The 19,282-nt window shown below is 62.6% G+C and carries 17 protein-coding genes; 3 read left to right on the plus strand and 14 right to left on the minus strand.

What is annotated here, in order from left to right; genetic code table 11:
- Positions 1 to 6 precede the first annotated feature (6 nt).
- The 10 genes from ABLU95_RS09350 to ABLU95_RS09395 form a co-directional block, all read right to left on the minus strand.
- Entirely contained in the window at positions 7 to 561 is a 555-nt protein-coding gene (locus ABLU95_RS09350) for a DsbE family thiol:disulfide interchange protein (protein ID WP_023290021.1), read from the minus strand.
- Complete coding sequence (locus ABLU95_RS09355; RefSeq protein ID WP_085551015.1) at positions 558 to 2,510, minus strand: heme lyase CcmF/NrfE family subunit; 1,953 nt, start codon at positions 2,508 to 2,510, stop codon at positions 558 to 560. Before ABLU95_RS09355 ends, ABLU95_RS09350 begins: the two co-directional genes overlap by 4 nt.
- Positions 2,507 to 2,965, minus strand: coding sequence for a cytochrome c maturation protein CcmE (gene ccmE, locus ABLU95_RS09360; RefSeq protein WP_032453185.1), 459 nt, complete (start codon positions 2,963 to 2,965; stop codon positions 2,507 to 2,509). The genes ABLU95_RS09355 and ccmE overlap by 4 nt, the downstream gene beginning before the upstream one ends.
- A complete protein-coding gene (gene ccmD, locus ABLU95_RS09365; RefSeq protein WP_023290024.1) occupies positions 2,949 to 3,179 on the minus strand; it encodes a heme exporter protein CcmD in 231 nt (76 codons plus the stop codon). The genes ccmE and ccmD overlap by 17 nt, the downstream gene beginning before the upstream one ends.
- Positions 3,176 to 3,913 (minus strand): heme ABC transporter permease, encoded by a 738-nt coding sequence (locus ABLU95_RS09370; RefSeq protein ID WP_023290025.1) that lies wholly within the window; start codon positions 3,911 to 3,913, stop codon positions 3,176 to 3,178. Before ABLU95_RS09370 ends, ccmD begins: the two co-directional genes overlap by 4 nt.
- Positions 3,914 to 3,962: 49 nt before the next feature.
- Positions 3,963 to 4,622, minus strand: a complete 660-nt coding sequence (ccmB, locus tag ABLU95_RS09375; protein WP_348879304.1) for a heme exporter protein CcmB — start codon at positions 4,620 to 4,622, stop codon at positions 3,963 to 3,965.
- Positions 4,619 to 5,242 carry a cytochrome c biogenesis heme-transporting ATPase CcmA gene (gene ccmA, locus ABLU95_RS09380; protein ID WP_048297691.1) on the minus strand — a complete coding sequence of 208 codons (624 nt, stop codon included), beginning with the start codon at positions 5,240 to 5,242 and terminating at the stop codon, positions 4,619 to 4,621. Before ccmA ends, ccmB begins: the two co-directional genes overlap by 4 nt.
- Before the next feature lie 83 nt (positions 5,243 to 5,325).
- The gene (locus ABLU95_RS09385; RefSeq protein WP_072096551.1) at positions 5,326 to 6,666 is read right to left on the minus strand and encodes a cytochrome c; all 1,341 of its coding nucleotides are present in this window, start codon (positions 6,664 to 6,666) and stop codon (positions 5,326 to 5,328) included.
- Between the two features lie 10 nt (positions 6,667 to 6,676).
- A complete protein-coding gene (locus ABLU95_RS09390; RefSeq protein ID WP_002908285.1) occupies positions 6,677 to 8,461 on the minus strand; it encodes a GMC family oxidoreductase in 1,785 nt (594 codons plus the stop codon).
- Between the two features lie 2 nt (positions 8,462 to 8,463).
- On the minus strand, positions 8,464 to 9,219 hold the full coding sequence (locus ABLU95_RS09395; protein ID WP_004175724.1) for a gluconate 2-dehydrogenase subunit 3 family protein: 756 nt from the start codon (positions 9,217 to 9,219) through the stop codon (positions 8,464 to 8,466).
- A gap of 500 nt (positions 9,220 to 9,719) precedes the next feature.
- On the opposite strand from ABLU95_RS09395, the gene ABLU95_RS09400 reads away from it, so the two are divergent.
- A complete protein-coding gene (locus ABLU95_RS09400) occupies positions 9,720 to 10,091 on the plus strand; it encodes a VOC family protein (RefSeq protein ID WP_087775527.1) in 372 nt (123 codons plus the stop codon).
- A 7-nt stretch (positions 10,092 to 10,098) separates the two neighbouring features.
- On the opposite strand, the gene ABLU95_RS09405 is transcribed toward ABLU95_RS09400, so the two are convergent.
- The 3 genes from ABLU95_RS09405 to ABLU95_RS09415 form a co-directional block, all read right to left on the minus strand.
- Positions 10,099 to 11,169 carry an ABC transporter ATP-binding protein gene (locus ABLU95_RS09405; protein WP_232689690.1) on the minus strand — a complete coding sequence of 357 codons (1,071 nt, stop codon included), beginning with the start codon at positions 11,167 to 11,169 and terminating at the stop codon, positions 10,099 to 10,101.
- Positions 11,162 to 12,931, minus strand: coding sequence for an iron ABC transporter permease (locus ABLU95_RS09410; RefSeq protein WP_218810905.1), 1,770 nt, complete (start codon positions 12,929 to 12,931; stop codon positions 11,162 to 11,164). Before ABLU95_RS09410 ends, ABLU95_RS09405 begins: the two co-directional genes overlap by 8 nt.
- 74 nt (positions 12,932 to 13,005) lie before the next feature.
- Positions 13,006 to 14,094, minus strand: a complete 1,089-nt coding sequence (locus tag ABLU95_RS09415) for an ABC transporter substrate-binding protein (protein ID WP_348879306.1) — start codon at positions 14,092 to 14,094, stop codon at positions 13,006 to 13,008.
- Between the two features lie 303 nt (positions 14,095 to 14,397).
- On the opposite strand from ABLU95_RS09415, the gene ABLU95_RS09420 reads away from it, so the two are divergent.
- Both ABLU95_RS09420 and fdhF read left to right on the plus strand, forming a co-directional pair.
- On the plus strand, positions 14,398 to 15,477 hold the full coding sequence (locus ABLU95_RS09420) for a malate/lactate/ureidoglycolate dehydrogenase (RefSeq protein WP_023290033.1): 1,080 nt from the start codon (positions 14,398 to 14,400) through the stop codon (positions 15,475 to 15,477).
- Positions 15,478 to 15,723: 246 nt separating this feature from the next.
- Complete coding sequence (fdhF, locus tag ABLU95_RS09425) at positions 15,724 to 17,874, plus strand: formate dehydrogenase subunit alpha (RefSeq protein ID WP_087775533.1); 2,151 nt, start codon at positions 15,724 to 15,726, stop codon at positions 17,872 to 17,874.
- 45 nt (positions 17,875 to 17,919) lie between these two features.
- On the opposite strand, the gene ABLU95_RS09430 is transcribed toward fdhF, so the two are convergent.
- Complete coding sequence (locus tag ABLU95_RS09430) at positions 17,920 to 19,077, minus strand: M20 aminoacylase family protein (protein ID WP_241516450.1); 1,158 nt, start codon at positions 19,075 to 19,077, stop codon at positions 17,920 to 17,922.
- Between the last annotated feature and the right edge of the window lie 205 nt (positions 19,078 to 19,282).

Here is a 19,282-nt window from a genome sequence, read left to right on the forward strand (position 1 = left end):
GTCTCATCAGCCCGCCCCCCGGTTGTATTGATTCCACAGCGGCTGGAGCTCCTCGCGCCACACCCGGTCGTTCAGGTCGCCGGCGTGCCGCCAGCGGATAATGCCCTGACCGTCGATGAGAAACGTCTCCGGCGCGCCATAAACCCCCAGATCCAGGCCGAGCATGCCGTTGCCGTCGTACAGGCTCAGCCTGTACGGATTACCCAGGCGCTGCAGCCAGCTGATCGCCTTCTGCCGATCGTCTTTGTAGTTCATCCCCACCACCCGCACGCCCTGCTGCGCCAGGCCGTTGAGAAACTGATGCTCGGCGCGACAGGTTGGGCACCAGGTTGCCCAGACGTTAAGCAGCAGCGGCTTGCCGTCAATCAGCGTCCGTCGGTCCAGCGTCTGGCCGGGGGTATTCAGCGCTTCAAGGCGAAATTCCGGCAGCGGTTTGCCAATCAGCGCCGACTCGAGGGTCGTCGGGTCGTCGCCATCGGCGTTACGCATCAGCTGCCAGAACAGCGCGGCGGCCAGCGCCAGAAACAGCACCAGCGGGATAAACAGCAGCTTCCGGTTCATGAGGCCTCCTGCAGCTTCTTACGCATCCGGTAGCGCGGGTCGAGCATGCAGCACAGACCGCCGAGGGCCATCAGCACCCCGCCATACCAGATCCAGCGAACGAACGGTTTGTAGTACAGACGCACCGCCCAGCTGCCGTCGCTCAGTTCTTCCCCCAGCGCGGCGTACAGATCGCGGGTCAGCCCGCCGCTGATCGCCGCCTCGGTCATCATCATCCGGCTGGCGGTGTAAAAGCGCTTCTCGGCATACAGCGTCGCTTCCGGGCGGCCGTTGCGGGTCACGGCAATAATGCCTTCCCCGCCGGTCCAGTTGGGGCCGACAATATTGCGCACGCCGTTAAACACGAAGTGATAGCGGTGGATATCGATACTGTCGCCGGGGCGCATCCGTACATCGCGCTCCACGCTGTAGTTCTGGCTAAAGGTGATGCCGATAACGGTCACCGCCACGCCGACGTGACCGAGCACCATCCCCCACTGGCTGCGGGTCAGCGTCCGCAGGCCGCGCCAGAAGCCGTGGCGATGGGTGGCCCGTTCGTGAACCTCCATCAGGGCGAAGATCAGCACCCACAGGGCCATCATCAGGCCAATGACCGCCATCGCGGTGATACGATCCTGCAGCAGCCACGGCAGCGCCAGAGAAAGTGACAACGTCACCACCAGGGCGACCACCAGGCGCTTAATCTGCCTGGCGACGTCATCGCGCCGCCAGCGGATCAGCGGTCCCAGCCCCAGCAGCAGCGCAAACGGCGCCATCAGGGCGGTGAACATGGTGTTAAAGAACGGCTCGCCGATGGAGATGCTGCCGAGGCCCAGCTCTTTATGCACCAGCGGCAGCAGCGTTCCGAGGAGCACCACCAGCATCGCGGCCATCAGCAAGATATTGTTGCCAAGCAGGAACGACTCGCGCGACCACAGCGTATGTTCCACCCGCGCGCGCACCCTGCCGCCTTTCAGGGCGTACAGCAGCAGCGACCCGCCGATGGCGACAATCAGCAGCGCCAGAATAAACAGCCCGCGCGATGGATCCGAGGCAAAGGCATGCACCGAGACCAGCACGCCGGAGCGCACCAGGAAGGTGCCCAGCAGGCACAGGGAGAAGGCGGCGATGGCCAGCAGCACCGTCCAGGCGCGGAAGCTGCCGCGCTTCTCGGTCACCGCCAGGGAGTGCAGCAGCGCGGTCCCTACCAGCCACGGCATAAACGAGGCGTTTTCCACCGGGTCCCAGAACCACCAGCCGCCCCAGCCCAGTTCGTAATAGGCCCACGCCGAGCCCAGCACGATGCCGAGAGTGAGGAACATCCACGCCGCCTGGGTCCAGGGACGCGACCAGCGCGCCCACGCGGTGTCCAGCCGCCCCGCAAGCAGCGAGGCGATGGCGAAGGCGAAAGCCACCGAGAAGCCGACGTACCCCATATAGAGGATCGGCGGATGAAAAATCATGCCGATATCCTGCAGCAGCGGATTAAGGTCGCGGCCGTCAATGGGGTACTGCGGCAGGCCGCGGCTGAACGGGTTGGAGGTAAAGAGGATGAACAGCAGGAACCCAAAGGCGATCATCCCCATCACCGCCAGCACCCGGGCGACGGCGTCGAGCGGCATCCGGCGGCTGAAGAGGGCGACGGCGAAGGTCCAGACGCTGAGCAGCAGGACCCACAGCAGCAGCGAGCCCTCGTGCGCCCCCCAGGTCGCCGCCACCCGATACCACACCGGCAGCGCGCTATTGGAGTTTTCCGCCACGTAGCGGACGGTAAAGTCATTGACCACAAAGGCGTGCACCAGCAGCAGGAAGGCGCCGCCGATGCAGGCGAACAGCCCACAGGCCAGCGGCCGCGCCAGGGCCATCAGCCGCCGGTCCTGCCGCGCCGCGCCCCACAGGGGATAGACGCTCAGAAGCAGCGCCAGCCCCGCCGCCAGACACAATAAAAAGTTGCCCAGCTCCGGCATCATGGCTGCGCCTCCGCTTTCGCCGGCGTCATGGCGTTTTTCACCTCCGGCGGGGTGTAATTTTCATCATGCTTGGCCAGCACCTGCTGAGCGGTGATATGCCGCTCGCCGTCCAGAACGCCCTGGGCCACCACGCCCTGTCCTTCACGGAAGAGGTCCGGCAAAATGCCCTTATAGCTGACGTCCACGACCCCGCGGGCGTCATACAGCTTAAAGCGCACGTCGAGGGTTTGCGGGTCGCGCTGCAGGGAGCCGGGCTGAACGTAGCCTCCCACCCGCAGGCGCTGCCCGGTATGGGGCAGCGCCCGGGTTTCCGTTTTACCGTAGATAATTTCTCCCGGGGTGTAGAACAGATCGATATTGCTGCTCAGGGCGTACAGCGTCAGGCTGACGGTCAGCCCAAGGCCGGCGAGCACCGCCAGCACGATATACAGCCGGGTTTTACGACGCGCTTGCATCCGCGGCCTCCTTGTCATGTTCGCGAGCGGCCGCGATCCGCCGCTCGCGCGCCTGCTGGCGTCGCACCTCCTGGAATAGCGCCCGCCGCGCCCACAGGGTATGAACCGTCAGCAGGCCAAAGGCGGCGATGGCCACGGCCACCGCCAGCCAGACGTACAGGGCATAGCCGCCCATATTCAGGAAGGCGGCGAACGAAGAAAAAGCGGGGCTCATCGGGCGGCTCCTTTGTTAGCCAGCGCCACCACCCACGGCCGACGACGTTCCAGCTGGAGGATCAGGTTACGCAGGCGCATCAGGGTCAGGGTGACCGACAGCGCGAGGAAAGCAAAGATACAGATCCGCAGCGGCAGACGCATGCTCGGGTCGATGGTTTGCTGCAGGTTGGTCGAGCCCTGGTGCAGGGTGTTCCACCAGTAAACCGAGTAATGAATGATGGGCAGATTGACCACCCCGACCAGCACGAGGATCCCCGCCGCGCGCCCGGCCAGGCGGCGGTCGTCAAAGGCGTGCCACAGGGCGATGACGCCGGCATACAGAAACAGCAGCACCAGCTCCGAGGTCAGGCGGGCGTCCCAGATCCACCAGGTCCCCCACATCGGCTTGCCCCACGCCGCGCCGCTGACCAGCGCCACCAGGGTGCAGACCGCCCCTACCGGCGCCAGGGCGGCGATCGCCAGGTCGGCCATTTTGATCTGCCACACCACCCCGACGAAGGCCGCGACGGCCATCGCCAGGTACAGCCCCATCGACCACATCGCCGCCGGGACGTGAAGATACATGATCCGGTAGCTTTCCCCCTGCTGATAGTCCGCCGGGGCGAAGCCAAAGCCCCACCCCAGGCCGATGACCAGCAACAGCGCGCTCAACGCCGCCAGCCAGGGGATCCAGCACCCGCACAGGCGGTACAGCCGCTCGGGGATCGCCAGTTGATGTAACGCTTTCCACATAGACGCTTACTCACACGGTTATGATGGCCGCGCCCGCAGGCGCAGCGAATTATTGCACGGTCAGCCGCAGCGCGGCGGCGGTGGCGAACGGACACAGGGTGGCGCTGGCGGTTAAGAACGCCGCCAGCATCGCCAGATAGCCGCCGACCGGGAGCCCAGCGGCGGCCGCCTGGCAGGCCGCGGTGGCGAAAATCAGCAGCGGCACCGCCAGCGGCAGCACCAGCAGGCTCAGCAGGACGCCGCCGCGCTTCAGGCCGACGGTCAGGCCAACCCCCACCGCGCCAAGAAAACTGAGCGTCGGCGTGCCAAGCAGCAAGGTCAGCGCCAGCACGCCGGCGTCGTGCAGATTCATCCCCAGCAGCAGCGCCGCCAGCGGCGAGACGATCAGCAGCGGCAGGCCGCTCATCATCCAGTGAGCGACCACCTTCACCAGCACCACCGCCATCAGCGGCGTCGGCAGAAGCATCAGCTGCTCCAGGGAACCGTCCTGCCAGTCGTCGCGAAACAACCGATCCATCACCAGCAGCGCCGCCAGCAGCGCGGCGACCCACACCACGCCCGGCGCAATCTGCGCCAGCAGGTGCGGCGCGGCGCCGACGCCGAACGGAAACAGGGTGATGACGATCAGAAAGAACCATAGCGGATTGAGGATCTCTGCCCCGCTGCGCCACGCCAGGCGCAGTTCCCGGGCCAACAGCGCTCTCATCATTGCCGCCTCCCGCCGTCGTCGCCGAGGCGCAGGGTGCGCAACGGGCAGCCCAGCGGCCGCAGCGGCTGATGGGTGGTGAGGATCGCGCTTCCCCCCTGCCGGGCGTGCTGCTCCAGGCGACGGGTCAGGGTTTCTATCGCCGTGGCGTCGAGGGCGGTGAACGGCTCATCGAGGATCCACAGCGGCGCATCGGTTAACCACAGGCGGGTTAACGCCACCCGGCGCTGCTGCCCGGCGGAGAGCTGGCTTAAGGGGAGATCTTCATAGCCCGCCAGGCCGACGGCGGCGAGGGCGCTTTCCCGCTGCTGAAGGCGGCTGGCCGGAAAGAAGAAACGCAGGTTTTCATCGGCGGTCAGCGCCGCTTTGACGCCGGGCTTATGGCCCAGCCACAGCAGCTGCCGGTGAAATGACTCCCGCACCTGGGCCAGCGGCTGGCCCTGCCAGCTCACCACCCCGCTTTCCGGGCGCGCCAGGCCGCAAAGGATCCGCAGCAGCGAGGTTTTCCCCGCGCCGTTATCACCGGCGACCTGCAGCAGCTCGCCGGCAGCAAGGGACAGCGTCAGCTCCGCAAACAGCGGTCGATCGTCAACGATGCAGGTCAGTCGCTCTGCATGCAGCATGAAGGCAAACTCCTTGATTCAGACAGTATTTTACGTCCTGGCTAAGTCAGGGTTGCGCCGCGCGGGCGACGCAACCCTGACGGTTACTGTCCGGCCCCCGGCAGCTTCGAGATATCGGCGTTGCCTAACGCCTTCTCATCGTGCGCCGCGGTCTCCTTACGCACCTTCGCCACATCGCTGGCGCTGACCGCCGGCGCGTTGTTGCCCCAGCTGGTGCGGATGAAGTTGACCACATCCGCCACCTGCTGGTCGTCCAGACGCCAGCCGAACGACGGCATGGTCAGGTTGGAGACCGCATCTTTCACCGCCGGCGTGGTGCTCCCGGTCAGAACGATGTGAATAAGCGAAGTGGCATCTTCGGTCTGCACCACCGGGTTGCCCTTCAGCGACGGGAAGGCGCGCTGATAGCCCGCGCCGTCGGTGCGGTGGCAGGCGGCGCAGTTATCGACATACAGCGCGGCGCCGGTTTTGCTGTCGTTACCCTTCCACAGATCTTTCGCCACGCTGTCTTCCACCGGGGCTGGGGTCTGTTTGCCGCCGCGCGGCGGGAGCGACTTCAGATAGCGGGCGATGGCGGTGATGTCGTCATCAGAGAGATACTGCAGACTGTGCTCCACCACATCGCTCATGCCGCCGAAGACCACCGATTTATCGTTACGTCCGGTTTTCAGGAACTCAGCCAGCTCGGCTTCGCTCCAGGTCCCCAGACCGTCGCGATTTTCGCCGCGCAGGCTGGAGGCGACCCAGCCGTCAATCGGCGCATTGCTGCCCGCCAGGTAATCATCGCCTTCGCTTTCGCTGAGCGCTTTTTCCTGCATCGTCAGGCTACGCGGGGTATGACAGGCGCCGCAGTGGCCCAGGCCTTCCACCAGATAGCGACCGCGCTCCAGCACCGGGTCAACCTGCGGGTTGGCGACAAAGTCGCTCGGCGTCGGGGCGAAGATGCCGCGCCAGAACGCCAGCGGCCAGCGCATCGACAGCGGCCACGGGATGTCGGTGTCCTTGTTGGCGACATTCACCGGCTCCACGCCATGCATAAAGTAGGCGTACATGGCGCGCATGTCCGCTTCACTGATCCGCGCGAATGAGGGATACGGCATTGCCGGATAGAGCGTGGAACCGTCTTTCCGCACACCCTTGCGCACCGCGTCGTCGAACTCTTCGAAGGTGTACCCGCCGATGCCGTGTTCTTTATCCGGCGTGATATTGGTGGAGTAGATGGTGCCGATCGGCGTCTCCATCGGCAGACCGCCGGCGAAAGGTTTGCCCGCTTTGCCGTTGGTGTGGCAGGCGACACAGTCCCCCGCCCGCGCCAGATACTCCCCTTGCTTAATCAGATTGCTGTCCGCAGGCGCCTCTTCGGCGAAGGCCGCGCAGCTCAATGCCCCAAGCACCAGGGCCGATAACCATTGCATTTTCATCATCTGCCTTCCTTTATGCCTGCACCAGGGGACCCGGATTTTTCAGATACTGCTCGCGGATCGCCTTCGCTGACCAGTACGCCAGCGCGGCCACCGTGCCGGTTGGGTTATAGCCCAGCCCCTGCGGGAAAGCGGAGGCGCCGATGACGAAGACGTTATGCACGTCCCAGCTTTGCAGATAACGGTTAACGGCGCTGGTTTTCGGATCCTCCCCCATCACCGCCCCGCCGTTCATATGAGTGGTCTGGTAGGTGGTGGTATCAAAGTGGCTGTTGGCGTTTTTCGGGCTGCCGAGGATATATTTCGGCTTCATCGCTTTGGCGATCGGCGCCATCTTATCGAACATAAACTGCGCCATCTTGATGTCGTTTTCCTGCCAGTCAAAGGTCATGCGCAGCAGCGGCTGGCCAAAGACGTTTTTGTAGTTCGGATCAAGATCGAGGTAGTTCTGCCGATAGGATTGGTGCGCGCCGTGAGCATCCATCGACAGGTGATGGGTGTAGGTATCGGCCACCGCCGCTTTCCATTTGCTGCCCCACGCCGGGGTGCCCGGCGGTACCGGGAAACCGGAGATGGGCTTGGTCCCGGCCTGGTTGACCCAGAATGGCGAACCGCCGACAAAGCCCGCCGCGCCGTGGTCGAAGTTGTCGGCGTTGAAGTCGTCGACGCCGACGCCGTTGCCGCCCGCGCCGATAAACGGGTTGGTGTAGGTGTCTTTGTCGAAAATGGCCTTGATGGTGGTCATGTTCTGGTAAGCGAAGTTACGCCCCACCACCCCTTCGCCGGTCTCCGGATTGTAGGGTTTGCCGATCCCGGAGAGCAACATCAGGTGCACGTTATGGAACTGGAAGGCGCCGATAATCACCAGGTCCGCCGGCTGCTCCATTTCGCGCCCCTGGCCGTCGACGTAGGTCACGCCGGTGGCACGGGATTTGTCGTCGGTCAGGTTGACCTTCAGCACGTTGGCGTTGGTCCGCAGCTCAAAGCGTTTTTCCTGGCGCAGCGCCGGCAGAATGTTCACGTTCGGCGAGGCTTTGGAGTACATGTAACAGGCGTAGCCGCTGCAGAAACCGCAGAAGTTGCACGGGCCCATCTGCGCGCCGTAGGGGTTGGTATAGGAGTCAGAGGTGTTGGCCGACGGCAGGTTGTAGGGATGGTAGCCCACCTCGAGCGCCGCTTTTTCAAACAGCTGCGCCGACCAGGTGTTTTTCTGCGCCGGCAGCGGGAAGTCATCTGAACGGTCCGGGGCGAAGGCGTTGCCGCCGCGGCCTTTGCCGACCACCTTGCCTTTGATCGACCAGGCGGTCCCGGAGGTGCCGAACACTTTCTCCGCTTTATCGAAGAACGGTTCCAGCTCGTCGTAGGTGACGCCGAAATCCTGGATGATCATATCCTGGGGGATGAAGTTTTTGCCGTAGCGCTCTTCATAGTGGCTGCGCATCCGCAGTTCGATGGGATCGACGCGGAAATGGACGCCTGACCAGTGCAGCCCGGCGCCGCCCACGCCGGTACCCGGCAGGAAAGCCGCGAGCTGGCGATACGGCACCGCCTGCTGGCTGGTGTTATGCCGGATGGTGACGGTGCTTTTCGACAGATCCTGGAACAGCTTGCGGCGGATGTTGTAGGTCAGCTCATCAATCACCTGCGGATAGGCGCCGTCCGGCCAGGTGTCGCGCATCGGGCCGCGCTCCAGCGCCACGACGTTGAGCCCGGCTTCGGTCAGCTCTTTGGCCATGATCGCCCCAACCCAGCCGAAGCCGACGATCGCGACATCGGTTTTTTTCAATACGGTGGCCATGATTACGCCCTCTCCCCATTAATTGATACCGGCGGGAAGGGGTAGCGTTCGCCCCGTTCAACCCAATCCATAAAGTCGGCGCGCGCGCCGGGAAAATTAATCAGCGTCCAGCCGACCATGCCTTTGTTACCGCCATGGATCGGGTCGCTGAAGAAGCCTTCGCGGGTGTTCTGCAGCAGATAGGTGAAGAACAGCGAAGCCGGGAGCTGTTTGAACTCGGCTTTGCCCGATTCCCACAAGCCGAGCGCCTCGTCCTGCTGCTCGCTGCTCAGTTCAGCAAAGGTCTTGTGATACTTGTCCTGACACCAGGCCTCGGCATCGGCGATCCCGAGGTTATAGATCTGCTTGGGCACCAGCGGCAGCTGATAGCCCATCTCTTTCGGCACGTCGGGGTTGAAGGGCCCCTGCATATACCAGATGGAGCCGGTGGCGTAAGGGGTATTGAGCTGGCGGTCGATAAATTCCGGCACGCCGGCCTCTTTAGCGCCGGGGCCAAGTTCATCCGCCGGGATTAAGCGCGCGACAGCGGCGTTGATAAACGCCCACTCACGATCGTTGAAGAACTGCGGCTTCCAGTCGCTGGCCGCCGCCGTGTTCCCGGAGGCTGGCTCTGAAGCGGGGGCCGCCTGCGCGGTCGCGCTGGTGGCCACGCCAATGGCCCCTGCTCCCGCGCCGCCGATCACCACCGTCGGGATCAGCGCCATCGATTTCACCAGGAAATCACGCCTGGAATTGTTAGTTTTCTCGCTCGACATCATCACATTCCTGTCATTGAAAATTACTGTTTTTGTCGCTGACAAAACCAGTGAATGTCGTGCTGGAACCGATACCATTGCGCTTTTAAACCGCTTAGCGTCTGGCCCGGACCGGCAAGTCGGATAAAACATCGCCAGAGGCGATATCATTTATAGGGTTATCGTTTGGATAGTAGACGATTCTCAACGAAACGCGGGAAATCGGAGAGAAATTCACCGGAATGTCATCGTGAGAAGGGTGCTGCCATAACCTTGAGGCGGTAAACCGGCGGCGTTCACACCGCGCTGAGCTTACCCATGCGCCAAAAAAGAGTGACTTGTATCACAAATGTTATTTTTTGTTTATGGTACATGGCAGATTAAACGTCTGTAAATACTCGTATTAGGAATAATTAAACATTTTGAGCTGTTAAAAAAGTTACTACCCGTTGTTAACTATTTTGCATCTATTTCCCGGCTAACGCGTTCGGCTGGCGATCCCCATCCACAGGAGAAGAGAAGAGATGTTCGATCATGTGAAATTCGGCGTCAGCGACTATGCCGCCAGCAAAGCGTTCTTTTTACAGGCTCTGGCCCCGCTTGGCGTAACGCTGGTCGGCGAAGGCGAGCCGACCTACGGCGCAGAGCTGGCCGGCAGCGGGGATGTCTCTCTATGCCTCTATCAAAGTGCGGACAAACCGGCGCCGCTGCATATCGCCTTTCGCGCCGACAGCCGCGAGCAGGTGGACGCCTTCTGGCAGGCGGCGCTGGCCGCCGGAGGAAAGGACAACGGCGCGCCGGGGTTACGGCCCAACTACCACGCCGGGTACTACGCCGCCTTTGTGATTGCGCCAGACGGGCACAATATTGAAGCCGTGTGCCATCTGGCGTCTTAACAAACGGTTACCGCTGCGGAAAAATCCACACATCCTCCGCCGGAAGCGTCAGATGGCAGTGTTCAGCATCGCGCAGCGCGGTTCCGTAGGCGCGTAGCGGAAAGTCGTCGCCCTCGGTGCGGAACAGGTACTCCCAGCGGTCGCCGAGGTACATGCTGGTCAGCAGCGGTAGCTGGAGACTGTTATCCTGCGCCGCGCCGTCAAGACGCAGGCGCTCGACGCGGATCACCGCCGTCGCCGGCTCGCCGATGCTGATCCCCTCGCCCGCTCGCCCCCACAGGCTCCAGCTGGCGCCTTCGATCCGCGCCCTGCCGTTCTCCAGCGCCATCACCTTGCCGTGCAGGCGATTATTGCTGCCCATAAACTCGGCGGCGAACAGCGTCGCCGGGCTGCCGTACATCTCCTGCGGCGTCCCCTGCTGCTCGATGACGCCATTGTTCAGCAGCAGAATACGATCGGAGATGGCCATCGCTTCATTTTGATCATGAGTGACCATCAGCGCCGAGAGGCCCAGCTTGATGATCAGCTCGCGCAGAAACACCCGCGCCTCCTCGCGCAGCTTGGCGTCGAGGTTAGAGAGCGGCTCATCCAGCAGGATCACCGGCGGGTTGTAGACCAGCGCCCGGCCAATGGCCACCCGCTGCTGTTGGCCGCCGGAGAGCTGGTGCGGATGGCGGTTGCCAAGATGCCCCAGCCCCAGCTGATCCAGCACGCGCTGCACCCGCTCTTTTATCTCCCCGGCGGCGACTTTACGCAGCTTCAGCGGATAGGCCACGTTGTCGAACACCGTTTTGTGCGGCCACAGGGCATAGGACTGGAACACCAGGCCGAGGTTACGCTCTTCGGCCGGGATTTCGCTGCGCGGCGTGCCGTCGTACACCGTGCGGTTGCCGATGGCGATCCGCCCGCTCGTCGGCTTCTCCAGCCCGGCCACCGCCCGCAGCAGCGTGGTTTTGCCGCTTCCCGAAGGCCCCAGCAGCGACACCACCTCTCCCCGGCCGAGCGTCATCGACACGCCTTTCAGCACCGGGTTGTCGCCATAGGTGAGATGCAGATTTTCTACCGATAACTCAATCATGTAATTTCACTCCAAAGCGCAGGGCGATGCCAAGGCCAATCACCACCAGCAGAATATTGATAAAGGAGAGCGCCGCGACGATATCGATGGCCCCCGCCGCCCACAGCGACACCAGCATCGAGCCGATGGTTTCGGTACCCGACGACAGCAGATAGACGCCGGTGGAATATTCGCGCTCAAAGATCAGAAACATCAGCAGCCAGGAGCCAATCAGCCCATAGCGCGACAGCGGGACGGTGACGTGGCGGGTGATCTGCCCCCGCGAGGCGCCGGTGCTGCGCGCCGCCTCCTCCAGCTCCGGGCCCACCTGCAGCAGCGTTGAGGAGATGAGCCGCAGGCCATAGGCCATCCATACCACGGTGTAGGCCAGCCAGACGCTGAAGATGGTATTGCGCAGCGCGCGCAGCTGCACGATAAGGTGCTCCCGCAGCCAGTCCGCCACCGGCAGCGCCGAGAGCCAGCCATGCTTCAGCGACTGATCGAGCCACATCGGCACAAACAGGAACACCCACAGGAAGGCCAGACCGGCCAGCAGCCCCGGCACCGCGCGCGGGACCAGCACGCTGTAATCAAGAAAGCGGGTGACGTTGTCCGCTTTGCGGTGCATGGCGATGCCGACAAACAGATAGCAGATCACCGCCAGCGCGCCGCCGACGATGCCGATAGCCATCGAGTTGACGATCGCCCGCAGCAGGTTGGGCTGCTGCCAGATATTGTGGAACGTCGTCAGCGACAGCTCATCCCACAGCGACACGCCGACGCCCCAGTTGGAGATAAAGGCGCGCAGCGCCACGCCGAGCAGCGGGACGCCGATGGTCACCGTCAGCCAGGCCACCACCACCGCCCCGGCCACCCAGCGCCATTTGCCCAGCGGCAGCGCCCGCGCCTGCGACGCCTTGCCCTTCATGGTGACAAAGCGGTTGGCGGTGCGCATCAGCCGACGCTGGAGCATGACCAGCGGGATGGTGATGCAGATCAGCACCACCGCCACCGCCGCCATCAGATGGTAGGAGGGGGTGCCAAGCTTATTGGTCAGCTTGTAGAGATAGGTCGCCAGCACCATGTTGCCCTCGGGGTCGCCCAGCACCAGCATCAGACCGAAGACTTCCAGACCAAGGAAAAAGAGCAGCACGCAGGCGTAAAGAATGGAGGGCCGTACCATTGGCAGACTCACCGAAGTCATCACCTGCAGCGGCGTGGCGCCGACGGTGCGCGCCGCCTCTTCCACATCCGAGCCGACGCTGCGCAGCGCCGAGGAGATATAGAGATAGGCGTGCGGCACGTGGGTTAAGCCGGCGATGACCACAATGCTGAACATCGAGTAGATATTCCACGGCACAAAGCCGATCAGCTGCTGCGCCCACTGGGAAAAGAAGCCTACCGGCCCGGCGGCCACCACGTAGCCAAAGCCCAGCACCATCGGCGAGACGAAGATCGGCACCAGGATCAGCGGCTCAATGAACCGCCGGCCGGGTAAATCGGTGCGTACCATCAGAAAGGCCAAAATACCGCCCAGCGGAATGGCGATAATCACCAGGCCAAAGGCCAGAATAAACCCTGACCTTAACGCCAGATAAAAATCCGGGTCGGTAAAAATAAAAGCGAAGGCTTCCAGACTCCAGGATTTGGAGCGGGAAAAGAACGGCGCGGAGAGAAAACTCTGCACCACAATAAATAACAGCGGGACGTAAATCACCAGCGCCGTGATGCACACCACCACGCCGCGCGGCAGCCCCTGCCACTTTCTGCGTAATACATTCATGGTTCATCCCTTTGGTCAGGTGAATAAACCCGCCGGGTGTGAATAAGGGGCATCGGCGATGCCCCGGGGGAGGATTATTTCACGGCGGCGCTGCGCCATTGTTTAATAAACTGCAGACGTTTTTGCGGCTGTAAATAATCCAGCAGCGTTTCGTTGACCGGGATCGGTTTTAACGCTTTGCCCAGCAGCGTGGTCATGCCGTCGATATCATTTTTGCCTTCGATATCGCGACGAAGAGAGGGAATATCCGCCTGGCTGGCGAGGATCTGTTGGCCTTTTTCCGACAGGACATAATCCAGCCACAATTTCGCCGCATTGGGATGTTCGCTCTCCTGGCTAATAAACGAGACGCGGGAGAGCACCAGCACGTAATCTTTCGGATAGGCGATGCCTAAAGAGGGATCGTTTTTCGCCCGCGCTTCGGCATAGGAGCCAAGAATGTTATAGCCGATCAGGTTTTCGCCAGAGGAGACGCGCTCCATCATCGTGCCGGTGGAAGACTGCACCGTCAGGCCGCCTTTGGCGATATTCGCCAGGTCGGTAAAATAGTTCGCGTCGGCCTGGCTGTCCTGGACCGCCAGCATAAAGCCGAGGCCCGATTTTTCGATATCGTAGGTGGTGACTTTGCCTTTAAATTTATCGGCCTGGCTGGCGATCAATTTGGCCAGCGCGGTGTGCGAGTCCGGCACCTCATTCTGCGGGATCAGCCGTTTGTTATAGATAAATACCACCGGTTCGTAGGTGGTGCCATAGGCTTTCTGCTGCCACACCGCCCAGTCGGGTAATTGCTTCACCTCCGGCGAGGCATATTGTTCCGCGTACTCGGTGGCTAATTTCAACGCGGTATCCATCGATGAGCTCCACACCACGTCCCCGCTGCCGCCCCCGGCGGCCTGCTCGCTGATATAGCGGTTATACAGCTCGGTGCTGTTCATGTCGTTATATTCGACTTTTACGCCCGGATATTGCGCTTCGAATCCTTTAATTAACGGCCCGGCCGCTTTGGTATCGGTTGTGGAATAGATCACCACCTTGCCCTCTTTGACGGCGGCATCAACCGTTTTTTGATAATCCGCCGGATAGCCCGCAGGCACCTCCGCCCAGGCGGCACAGGCGAAAACGGCCGTCAGTGAAACCACTAAACCACTTATTTTCTTATACATGATACCAACCTTTAATTATCAATTAATAAACACAAATTTAACATATAGTGGTATCAGCTCCCCTTGCAACGCCGGGGCTGGCTTTTTTCTGGCTTTTGTGACAGTGGCAGAATTTAAAAATGTGGTGTTTATGACGTTAATTAAAACGCGATCCCGGACCGGTTTTTTATCGTCTGTCGTATAACGCAGGCGCTGGCGCAGGGGCCTGTCGCCGGGAGAGTCCGCCCTTGACCTTCTGCGCCGGGCGGCGCAGCATAAAACGGCAAACATAACAAAATAACAACAGACTACAGGAGAGAATCAGTGCCAACAGGACACCGCTTTCTGGCGACGGATCTGCATCAGTTTGTCGTCTCACTGTTTACCCATCTCGGCAGCCGCTCAGAAGAAGCGACGCTGGTCGCCGACCATCTCATCGCCGCCAACCTGGCCGGGCATGACTCCCATGGCGTCGGGATGATCCCAAGCTATGTGAAATCCCACGCCGGCGGCTTTCTGCAGCTCAACCGCCACGCCACGGTCACCAAAGACGCCGGCGCCGTGGTCACCCTCGACGGCAACGCCGGCTTCGGCCAGGTGGTCGCCCACGAAGCGATGCAGTTAGGCATCGAAAAGGCGAAGCAGCACGGCATGGCGGCTATCGCCCTGCGCAATGCGCATCACGTCGGACGCATCGGCTACTGGGCGGAGCAGTGCGCCGCCGCCGGGCTGATCTCCATTCACTTCGTCAGCGTGATCGGCGACCCGATGGTTGCCCCGTTCCGCGGAAAAGACAGCCGCTTCGGCACTAACCCGCTGTGCGTGGTGTTTCCCCGCGCGGGCCATCCGCCGCTGCTGCTGGACTACGCCACCAGCGCCATCGCCTTTGGTAAAACCCGCGTCGCCTGGCACAAAGGAGAAGCCGTGGCGCCCGGCTGCCTGATCGACGCCCAGGGGCTGCCCACCACCGACCCGGCGGTGATGCAGACCTCGCCGCTGGGCGCCCTGCTCACCTTCGCCCAGCACAAAGGCTATGCCCTGGCGACACTGTGCGAAGTGCTCGGCGGCGCGCTCTCCGGGGGGCAAACCACCCATCAGGAAAGCCTGCAGACCAGCGTCGACGCCATCTTTAACTGCATGACCACCGTGATCCTGCGCCCGGACGCGTTCGATGCCCCGGACAGCCAGGCGCAGACGGAGGCCTTTATCGCATGGTGTAAACAGTCGCCGCACGATCCCGATGCCCCGGTGCTGGCCCCCGGCGAATGGGAGGCCGCCAACCGCGAAGCGCGCCTGGCCGAGGGGATCCCGCTGGATGCGGGCAGCTGGCAGGCAATCTGCGCCGCCGCGCGCGACGTCGGCCTGAGCGAGTCGCATATCGCCCGCTGCCGCCCTCTCGCGTAGCGGCATTTTCCCCTGCAGAGCGTCTGACGTCGGCGCTCTGCGTCATCGTCATTAGTGACGAGGTCACGCTCCCGTCATCCTTCCCCTGTTATTTTTCATTCTAAATCAATAAATTAAATTCTGGCACGAGACCTGCATAGCGCAGCGGGCCTGCGTCCGCATCACCAGCAGGCGATACCGCGATCGTTGCCCGTCGGGCCCGGCGCGACAGCGATCCTCTGTTCACTGTTAACAGGTCTGTTACTGATGAAAAAAATCACGAGCGTGTGCCCCTACTGCGGGGCGGGTTGCAAACTTAAACTGGTTGTCGACAACAATAAAATCATTCGCGCGGAAGCCGCCGACGGCGTCACCAACCAGAACCAGCTGTGCCTGAAAGGCTATTACGGCTGGGATTTTCTTAACGACACGCAGCTCCTGACGCCCCGTCTTAAACAACCGATGATCCGCTACCAGAAAGGCGGCGCCTTCACGCCGGTCAGCTGGCAGGAGGCGATTCGCTATACCGCCAGCAAGCTCAGGGAGATCAAAGAGAAGCATGGCCCGCGCGCCATCATGACCACCGGCTCCTCGCGCGGCACCGGCAACGAAACCAACTATGTGATGCAAAAGTTCGCTCGCGCGGTGCTGAACACCAATAACGTCGACTGCTGCGCCCGCGTCTGCCACGGCCCTTCCGTCGCCGGGCTACAGCAGGCGCTGGGCAACGGGGCGATGAGCAACTCGATAAGCGACATCGAAAACTCGAAGTGCCTGCTGGTCTTTGGCTACAACTGCGCCGACTCCCATCCCATCGTCGCCCGCCGGGTGATCAAAGCCCGGGAAAACGGCGCCAAAATCATCGTCTGCGATCCGCGACGCATTGAAACCGCACGCATAGCCGACCGTCATCTGCAGCTCAACAACGGCAGCAACATGGCGCTGGTGAACGCCTTCGGCTATGTCTTGCTGGAAGAAGAGCTGTACAACAAAGCCTATGTCGAACGCTATACCGAAGGGCTGGACGCCTACCGCGAGGCGGTGAAAGATTACGCCCCGGAAGCAGTGGAAGGGATTGTCGGGGTCAGCGCGCAGGCGATCCGCGAGGCAATGCGCATGTTTGCCGCCGCCCCTTCCGCCACCATTATGTGGGGCATGGGGGTCACCCAGTTTGGCCAGGCGGTGGACGTGGTGCGCGGCCTGGCAAGCCTGGCGCTGCTCACCGGCAACCTGGGACGGGCGAACGTCGGCGTGGGCCCGGTTCGTGGGCAAAACAATGTGCAGGGCGCCTGCGATATGGGCGTGCTGCCGAACCTGTTCCCCGGCTATCAGGAGGTCACCGACCCAGCCGTGCGGGCGAAATTCGCCGCCGCCTGGGGGATCAACCCGGCGCAGATGGATGACCAGGTCGGCACCCGCATCACCGAGGTGCCGCATAAGGCGCTGACGGGCGAGATCAAAGCCTACTACATCATGGGCGAAGATCCGCTGCAGACCGAAGCCGACCTCGGCCTGGTGCGCAAAGGCATCGAGGCGCTGGACTTCGTGGTGGTGCAGGATATCTTCATGACCAAAACGGCGGAGATTGCCGATGTCCTGCTGCCGGCCACCTCCTGGGGCGAGCACGGCGGCGTCTTCACCTGCGCCGACCGCGGGTTTCAGCGGTTTGAACAGGCGATCCCGCCGGCGGGGAATGTGAAGCGCGACTGGGAGATCATCAGTCTGCTGGCCAGCGAAATGGGCTATCCGATGCACTATGACAACAACCAGCAGATCTGGGACGAGATGCGCGAGCTCTGCCCGCTGTTCTACGGCGTGACCTGGGAGAAAATGGGCGATATGGGCCATGTTCAGTGGCCATGCCCGACCCTCGACCACCCCGGCACGCCGTGGCTGTATAAAGACAACCGCTTCGACACCCCATCGGGTAAAGGGCAGCTTTTCGCCACCGCCTGGCGCGCGCCGGCGGAGCGTCCGGATGATGAATGGCCGCTGGTGCTCTGCACGGTGCGGGAGGTGGGGCACTACTCCTGCCGCTCGATGACCGGCAACTGCGCCGCGCTGCAGTCGCTGGCCGACGAGCCGGGACGGGTGCAGATGAACCCCGTGGATGCGCAACGGCTGGGGATCGCCGACAAACAGCTGGTGTGGGTTAGCTCCCGGCGCGGAAAGGTTATCACTCGCGCCGACCTCAGCGATCGCATCAACCCGGGCGCGGTCTATATGACCTATCAGTGGTGGGTGGGCGCCTGTAATGAGCTGACCCAGGATAACCTGGATCCGATCTCCAAAACGCCGGAGACCAAATACTGTGCGGTGAAAGTGGAAGCGATTGCCGACCAGCAGTGGGCGGAGCGCTATGCCTGGACTGCCTACAGCGACATGAAGGCGCGACTGAAAGCCGCCGCCGACGTCTGACCTCAGGGAGCGCGCGCTCCCTTCCCTCCTGCCGCTGCCGGCGGGTTACGCCGCCGGCAGCTGTTTCTCCACCAGCGCCACCCACATCGCCACCCCGTGGCTAATCAGCGCGTCGTTAAAGTCATAGCTGGCGTTATGCAACGGCTTCGACGGCGTTTCGCCATCGGTGCCGATCCAGAAATAGGCCCCCGGACAGACCTCCAGCATGCAGGCAAAATCCTCCGAGGCCATCGACGGCGCCTGGTTCCAGCGCACCGCCTCCGCGCCGAGGGTGGTGACCGCCACCTCGCGCAGCAGCTGCGCCTGCGGCGCATGGTTTTTGGTCACCGGATACCCGGGAAACCAGCTAATCTCGCCCCGGACATCGGACACCTGAGGCTGGGTGGCCACATAGCTTTCGATAAGCTCCCGCACGCGGGCGCGAACGCGATTGCTCAGGCAGCGGAAGGTGCCGCGCAGCACCACGGTGTCCGGCAGGACGTTGATCGCCTCGCCGCCGTTTATCTGGGTGATGCTGACCACCGCGGAATCCTGTGGCGACAGGCGACGGGAGGGGATGGTCTGCAGCGCCATAATCAGCTGCGCCGCGGCGACGATGGGATCGGCCCCGCTCTCCGGCATCGCCGCATGGCAACTTTTGCCGCGCAGGGTGATCTCGAAGGCGTCGAGGGAAGCCATCATCGCGCCATCGCTGAGCGCCACTTCGCCGAGGGGGATCCCCGGCCAGTTATGCAGCGCGTAAATCGCATCCATCGGGAAGCGTTCGAATAACCCCTCTTCCACCATTTTGCGCGCGCCGCCAAGGTTCTCTTCCGCCGGCTGGAAGACAAAGTGGACGGTACCGCTGAACTGGCGGGTCTGCGCCAGATGGGCCGCGGCCGCCAGCAGCATCGCGGTGTGGCCATCGTGGCCGCAGGCGTGCATTACCCCGGCGCGGCGCGAACGGTAGCTGACGCTCCCCAGCTCGGTGATCGGCAGGGCGTCCATATCGGCGCGCAGGCCGATAACCGGCCCGGGGCCGTTTTCCAGCGTCGCCACGACGCCGGTGCCGGCCAGCCCGCGATGAACCTGCAGGCCAAACGAGACCAGCAGCTCGGCGACGCGGCGCGAGGTCTCCTGCTCCTGATATCCGAGCTCAGGCGCGGCGTGAAACTCACGTCGCCAGCCTGTGGCTTCGGCGATCAGTGACGGCGATACGGCCATGTATTACTCCTTTCCTGCATAGCGTAATGCTGAATAATTGGGTCATGCGCTGCGTTTTTCCCCGTCGCTCACCGGCGCCGGGTCGCTGCCGCTCCCTCCGTTATATCCTGTCGTTAACACGCTGACAACGTCACGAAATGCGGCGGCGGCGCGGCGTACACGCCAGCCGCCGCCGGGCGGACCTTTTTTGGTAGTGATTTCAACG

The organism is Klebsiella sp. GG_Kp146 (assembly GCF_040061975.1).
Lineage (GTDB): Bacteria > Pseudomonadota > Gammaproteobacteria > Enterobacterales > Enterobacteriaceae > Klebsiella > Klebsiella quasipneumoniae.

What these genes read in the sequence shown, in the direction of transcription:
- ABLU95_RS09405 (WP_232689690.1), bottom strand. Translation starts at nt 11,169, where the DNA reads ATGATTGAGTTATCGGTAGAAAATCTGCATCTCACCTATGGCGACAAC.
- ABLU95_RS09410 (WP_218810905.1), bottom strand. Translation starts at nt 12,931, where the DNA reads ATGAATGTATTACGCAGAAAGTGGCAGGGGCTGCCGCGCGGCGTGGTG.
- ccmE (WP_032453185.1), bottom strand. Translation starts at nt 2,965, where the DNA reads ATGCAAGCGCGTCGTAAAACCCGGCTGTATATCGTGCTGGCGGTGCTC.
- ccmB (WP_348879304.1), bottom strand. Translation starts at nt 4,622, where the DNA reads ATGATGAGAGCGCTGTTGGCCCGGGAACTGCGCCTGGCGTGGCGCAGC.
- ABLU95_RS09355 (WP_085551015.1), bottom strand. Translation starts at nt 2,510, where the DNA reads ATGATGCCGGAGCTGGGCAACTTTTTATTGTGTCTGGCGGCGGGGCTG.
- ABLU95_RS09430 (WP_241516450.1), bottom strand. Translation starts at nt 19,077, where the DNA reads ATGGCCGTATCGCCGTCACTGATCGCCGAAGCCACAGGCTGGCGACGT.
- ccmD (WP_023290024.1), bottom strand. Translation starts at nt 3,179, where the DNA reads ATGAGCCCCGCTTTTTCTTCGTTCGCCGCCTTCCTGAATATGGGCGGC.
- ABLU95_RS09400 (WP_087775527.1), top strand. Translation starts at nt 9,720, where the DNA reads ATGTTCGATCATGTGAAATTCGGCGTCAGCGACTATGCCGCCAGCAAA.
- ABLU95_RS09395 (WP_004175724.1), bottom strand. Translation starts at nt 9,219, where the DNA reads ATGATGTCGAGCGAGAAAACTAACAATTCCAGGCGTGATTTCCTGGTG.
- ccmA (WP_048297691.1), bottom strand. Translation starts at nt 5,242, where the DNA reads ATGCTGCATGCAGAGCGACTGACCTGCATCGTTGACGATCGACCGCTG.
- ABLU95_RS09390 (WP_002908285.1), bottom strand. Translation starts at nt 8,461, where the DNA reads ATGGCCACCGTATTGAAAAAAACCGATGTCGCGATCGTCGGCTTCGGC.
- ABLU95_RS09370 (WP_023290025.1), bottom strand. Translation starts at nt 3,913, where the DNA reads ATGTGGAAAGCGTTACATCAACTGGCGATCCCCGAGCGGCTGTACCGC.
- ABLU95_RS09385 (WP_072096551.1), bottom strand. Translation starts at nt 6,666, where the DNA reads ATGATGAAAATGCAATGGTTATCGGCCCTGGTGCTTGGGGCATTGAGC.
- ABLU95_RS09415 (WP_348879306.1), bottom strand. Translation starts at nt 14,094, where the DNA reads ATGTATAAGAAAATAAGTGGTTTAGTGGTTTCACTGACGGCCGTTTTC.
- fdhF (WP_087775533.1), top strand. Translation starts at nt 15,724, where the DNA reads ATGAAAAAAATCACGAGCGTGTGCCCCTACTGCGGGGCGGGTTGCAAA.
- ABLU95_RS09350 (WP_023290021.1), bottom strand. Translation starts at nt 561, where the DNA reads ATGAACCGGAAGCTGCTGTTTATCCCGCTGGTGCTGTTTCTGGCGCTG.